A 5467-nucleotide genomic window follows, 5' to 3' on the forward strand; every position below is an offset into this window, starting at 1 on the left:
AAATAGGGCCGAATCACATTAGTTACAGTTTAAAACCTCGCCCTTAGGGTGGGGAGGAGGTCAGAGCTTAAAACCTATTAAATCCATTAACTCTTTTAATCTACTAATCACAGTGACCCCGGTCTTCCCACAATTTTCAACCGATTCCATCCGTCTAGCCAGCAACACGGGTCTCAAACCAGTGAGCAATGCACCTATGACGTCCCTGCTACAGGAATCCCCGACATGTATGGCCTCCCAAGGGTTTACAGCAAGCTTCTCAAGACCTACTTTAAATATCCTGGGATTGGGCTTTAAGAACCCTGTATCAGCTGACGTGATAACCAGATCCACGTATTCACCTAGCCCTACATTAGAGAGCATCTTCTTAACCGATGACCCAGAGAAACTGGTATCGCTTACAATCATTGTTTTCAACCCATTCTCCTTCAAGGTCTTCAATACATCCCTGGCATCCGGGTCTACTCGAGGCATGTAGCTTCCAGAGGCCTCCTCGTATGCATCAATAGCCTGTCTCATTGCTTGCCAACCTATATCAAGTCCGAGTACAAGTAGGATAGCCTTGACGAAGTCCTCTGGCTTGATAAACCCCTTGGCATGTTTAACAACCCTGTATGCCTCGAGTACATTGTTAAACCCTGGTTTTTTATCGCTTGGAATACTTTTCCAGATAGCCTCAAGCCTTTTCAAAGTGTATGATTCGGGTTCCACACCCTCATCAAATATAAGGGTATCCCATAGGTCGAATGATACTAGCTTAACCACGTACATGTATGCCATCCTCCTCCATCACTGAGACTACCGGCATATCCTAAATTAATCTTTGCACAGACCAGTATTAACGCATCTACCTAGGGCTATCTGGTCTTACATTCCTCGATTGATAAAGTCAGTGTTGAGTATATTCATACAACCTATAACGATGAACATAGCTATAACAGAGGTACTCCTAAGTAGCATGAGTAGCCTCTTAAATGGTTTACAAGGCGCTTTGAGGAGATACTCCTGTAGCACCTTGTAAACCCGAACAGGCAGAGGAACCGATGAACCACCCAAGAACCCTTGTCCTTTGGAAGGTCGGAACGGTGTGAGGGGTGAAGTAATCAATTAAGGATATTTAGAGATTAATTAAAAAATAACGAATACACCCTGAATCCTTTAGCTACATAGTTGGTTTATTTGGTTGATGTTATTCTTCTACTACTATTACTGCATATACTTTCTTTTCGTGTAGTTTTCTCGGTTTCTCCCTGTTTTCTTTTCCGAGTGGGTAGTTCGCTACATTTATAACATTCTTCATAGGGTTGGTTGTTAGAAGATATTTCAACCTAGAGATATAGCTACTTATAATAAACAATTCCTTCATGCTTTAAAACATGAGAGTTTCAATCGTGTTTTAACTTGTTTCATTGAGATTTAACCAGTATAAATTATTTTGATTGAAACCATTGGTTGATAAACTAGTGGTTTAGGGGTAATGCGTCATAGTCGTCAGTGGAAGATAAGAGAACTATTTCCGAAAAACATGGGATTAAGCTGATAGCTATGTTGGTGACAGCTTTATTCCCAGCAGTTTTCTTACTTCATCAGTAATGAATATTACCAATGGAACAATTGCTATATACATCCATGCTTCAAGGGTTAGCGGAACAGTGTTGAAGAATCTGTTGAGAGGCGTGTATACTACGATTAACTGTAGCACTAGCGAAGCTAGTAGTGCTGGCGCCAACCATTTATTAGGTTTAAGTTTCCATATATTCAGATTCTCGCTTCTTGATACTAGTGCACGCCCAAACTCTGATATTGCTATGGTTGTAAACACTACTGTTTCAGCAAGGATTCTAGAGGTTGGCTCGAAGATGCTGTATAACAACAGGGCGAGACCACCTAATAGTGAGCCCATTACTACATAGTACAGCATCTTCCTCATAGTTATAAGCCTATCCTTGCTACTCCTAGGTGGTTTCTCAAGTATGCCTGGTTCAGGGGGTTCCATACCCAGCGCTATAGCTGGGAAAGCATCCGTTGTGACATTTATCCAGAGCAGGTGTATGGGTTCTAACGGCGGTGGCATCCCGGCTAACGATGCACCGAACACGACTGCTATCTCGCCCATGTTGCATGAGAGGAGGTAGTTTATGGTTTTCTTTATATTCTCATATATTACTCTACCCTCCTTTATAGCATCGATTATCGTTACAAAGCTATCATCGAGTAGTATCATTTGTGATGCCTCCTTAGCTACCTCTGTACCCCTGATACCCATGGCTACACCTATATCAGCTATTTTCAGGGCCGGTGCATCATTGACGCCGTCCCCAGTCATCGCTATTCTATAGCCCTTGGCCTTTAGAAGCCTCGCTATCCTCGCCTTATGCTCTGGTGTCACTCTCGCGAAGATCTTGATCTTATCAACTACTTTTAACAACTCTTCATCACTCATTGAGTCCAATGTCTTACCCTCCAAGACCTCATCATCTGAGGCGTTAAGCCCTATCATTCTACCAACAGCCATGGCTGTAAGCTTGTGGTCTCCTGTAACCATTATCACTTTTATACCAGCTTTCCTAGCTGTTTCAACGGCTTCCCTAACGCCCTCTCTCGGTGAGTCTATTATCCCCATAATAGAGTAGAATACCATATCCCTCTCGATATCGCCTGGCTCAGCATTCTCTAGATCTATGTTATCCAGTACCCTGATGGCTACACCATATGTTCTAAACCCATTTGAAGCCATGCTCTCAATATACTTTAATAACTCTTTTCTACGTTCCTCAGTGAGTAATTCCTCATCATTCCCCACAGCGATACTCCTGGATACCTCTAAAAGGAGGTCCGGGGCCCCTGAGGATATGGCAATGTATTTATTGTTAAACCTATGTATCGTTGTCTTTCTCTTCCTAAACCTGTCGAATGGAATTGTTTTAACAATGGGAAACTCCCCAACGGCTTCTCTAACGCCTTTCTCGCCGAGTACTTTATATGCTAAAACCAGTGCAGCACCCTCGGTTGGTGATCCTTTGATAACCCATGTATTATTTTCCATGGTTAGTGATACATCGGGGGAGATATGGGCTGCTAGTAGCTTGGCTAGGAAAATGGGTTTATTGCTACCGCCGTTCAGAGGCTTCACTTCTCCACGGGGCTCGTATCCAACGCCTTCAACCTCGTACTCTACACCTGCAGCCATCAGCTTCTTAACTGTCATCTCGCCCTTTGTTATAGTCCCTGTTTTATCCGATAATATCACGTTAACGGAGCCTAGGGTTTCCACGGCTGCAAGCCTCCTAACTAATGCCTTCTTCTCAGCCATCTTCCTGGCCCCAATTGCTAAAACAGCTGTAGCTATTGCTGGAAGTCCCTCAGGTATTGCTGCAACAGCTAGTGAGACAGCCAGCATGAATGCTTCGAGCAGGGAGGCCTCTTCCTTGAACACCATTACCGCGAAGACTATGAGTGATATCAGTAGGAGCGCTACCCCTATTCTCTTACCGAAGTAGTCCAGCTCCTCCTCTAGGGGTGTCTTCTCCTCTTCACTACTGGTTAGTTGGGCAGCTATCTTACCCAGCTCTGTAGAAGCCCCGGTCGCTACTACGACTGCTTTACCGCGCCCCTTAACAACATGGGTACCCATGAAGACCATGTTTACTCTATCGCTTACTGGTGTATCTGGCTGAAGTATTTCATCAGGGTCTTTCTCGACAGGCACTGACTCTCCTGTTAATGGGGATTCATCGATCTCCAGCATCTCAGCCTCCACGAGTCTAGCGTCAGCTGGAACGATGTCCCCTTCGCGAAGCAGGATTACATCGCCTGGTACTATACCGGTCGACTCCACCTCATTGACTTCACCGTCTCTGAGTACTCTAGCTATGGGTGTTACAAGCTTCTTTAGTGCTTCCAATGTCTTTTCAGACCTGTACTCCTGGATGAATCCCATGAAGCCCATCAAGATAACTATAGCGATTATTGCTATTGAGTCGAGTAGTTCTCCAAGAGCCATGGATATGACCGCGCCCATGATGAGTATCAATATCAGGAAGTTAGTGAATTGTGAGAGAAACATTTTAAACACGGATTTCTTCTTAACCGGTATCATGTTGGCACCGTATCTAGCAAGCCTTTCCAATGCCTCTGAGCTGCTCAATCCATTTGTTAAATCTGTTTCAAGCTCTTTCACAACACTATTAATATCTCGACTATGCCAGCTCTTATCAGCACTCATCATGAAACACCTAGAGAAAAATAGCAGGAGTAATCCTTATATACATACATAGAAAGACATGTTCGAGATTTCTCTTGCATAAATAATCTTTTTTAATCCAGGCAGATACCATATTGGTCTAAAACCTTTAGAGAGCAGGAAGTTCTTGATGCCGTCGTTTACCGACCATATATCTGTACCCTTTAAACCTCAAATACGCTAGGGGGAACACTAAGGGTTAACTCTATATTAATGGAATTCATTCTCAAGATCACTGGCACTGATATATCAGAATTGAAAAGTGAGCTATATGGTGGACGATTAACTATATAAGGCAACCCATATGATTTATATGGATATACGGTGAATGGGGCCGTCGTCTAGCCTGGCTAGGATGCCGGCCTGGGGGGAGTACCCCCGTGGCCCAGGACTCCCGGAGCGCCGGTGGTCCCGGGTTCAAATCCCGGCGGCCCCATTAATTAAAAATTATTGTTGCTGATTAATCAGTGATCTCACTTTCTCGATGAATCTTTCCCTATTCACGATGAATCTTTCATGTGTTCCCTCGCCTAGTGTTATTGTTCCCCAGTAGGCTTTAACCTCGAAGAGTAAACGTTTACCCTCTACAGTAATGAGCTTAGCGGATACTTTTACTTTAGCCCCCTTTGGTGCCGGGTTTAAATGTCTGATGTTAACCATGGTCCCCACAGTCGTGTATTCCTGGGGCAGGTGTTTCTCCACGCATTTCAACGCCGTTTTCTCCATGAAGGCTATCATGCTAGGAGTTGATAAAACCTGGACGTCGCCGCTTCCAACATGTTTAGCTGTATGTGCTTCTTCGACAACGTATTCTTCCTCACAGTATAACCCAGGTACAACCTCTATCGACATGTATACCACCTTGTTTCAGTAATTACATGTTATGGAATAAATACATGGTGGAATCCAGGGCGGACATGCGTTTAACTCATGGATTTATTTAAATGCTTTTGAATTTTCTATTGGCGATGAACCGTAGTACAATGAGGTATCTATCCACAGACGAGAACCCCGCAGCGTTGGACTCGATGATCACCCATGAACCCATAGGGATTTGCTTATCCCTATGGGCGAGGCGGAAGCCCCTAGAGGCAAGCGTAAACAGCCCTAAAATACATAGAATAACCCTCTAGGGACAAACGGTAAACGAGAGAGGCGTCTAAGGCAGGTTTTAAAACCTCCTCGACCTCTTAATACTTAGAGGATGTTGTTTAAGAGATAAAG

At 44.1% G+C, this 5467-nt stretch carries 4 protein-coding genes and 1 tRNA gene; 1 reads left to right on the forward strand and 4 read right to left on the reverse strand.

The features are described 5' to 3' along the window. Window positions 1-60: 60 nt before the first annotated feature. From ACP5N5_RS05335 to ACP5N5_RS05345, 3 genes are all read right to left on the reverse strand, one after another. A complete protein-coding gene (locus ACP5N5_RS05335) occupies window positions 61-771 on the reverse strand; it encodes an HAD family hydrolase (protein ID WP_428133613.1) in 711 nt (236 codons plus the stop codon). A gap of 418 nt (window positions 772-1189) precedes the next feature. Next, a complete protein-coding gene (locus ACP5N5_RS05340; RefSeq protein ID WP_428133616.1) occupies window positions 1190-1366 on the reverse strand; it encodes a hypothetical protein in 177 nt (58 codons plus the stop codon). A gap of 177 nt (window positions 1367-1543) precedes the next feature. Then, complete coding sequence (locus ACP5N5_RS05345; protein ID WP_428133619.1) at window positions 1544-4225, reverse strand: cation-translocating P-type ATPase; 2682 nt, start codon at window positions 4223-4225, stop codon at window positions 1544-1546. 348 nt (window positions 4226-4573) lie between these two features. Between ACP5N5_RS05345 and ACP5N5_RS05350 the strand changes: the two genes are divergently transcribed. After that, window positions 4574-4679, forward strand: a tRNA-Pro gene (locus ACP5N5_RS05350). Between the two features lie 11 nt (window positions 4680-4690). Here ACP5N5_RS05350 and ACP5N5_RS05355 read toward each other — a convergent pair. After that, on the reverse strand, window positions 4691-5095 hold the full coding sequence (locus tag ACP5N5_RS05355; protein ID WP_042667507.1) for a thioesterase family protein: 405 nt from the start codon (window positions 5093-5095) through the stop codon (window positions 4691-4693). Window positions 5096-5467: the final 372 nt, after the last annotated feature.

It is taken from the genome of Desulfurococcus sp. (genome assembly GCF_049970475.1).
Lineage (GTDB): Archaea > Thermoproteota > Thermoprotei_A > Sulfolobales > Desulfurococcaceae > Desulfurococcus > Desulfurococcus amylolyticus.

Bases quoted from the DNA above. Each gene is read 5' to 3' on its own strand.
- ACP5N5_RS05335 (WP_428133613.1), bottom strand. From the start codon at position 771: ATGTACGTGGTTAAGCTAGTATCATTCGACCTATGGGATACCCTTATA.
- ACP5N5_RS05340 (WP_428133616.1), bottom strand. From the start codon at position 1,366: ATGAAGGAATTGTTTATTATAAGTAGCTATATCTCTAGGTTGAAATAT.
- ACP5N5_RS05345 (WP_428133619.1), bottom strand. From the start codon at position 4,225: ATGAGTGCTGATAAGAGCTGGCATAGTCGAGATATTAATAGTGTTGTG.
- ACP5N5_RS05355 (WP_042667507.1), bottom strand. From the start codon at position 5,095: ATGTCGATAGAGGTTGTACCTGGGTTATACTGTGAGGAAGAATACGTT.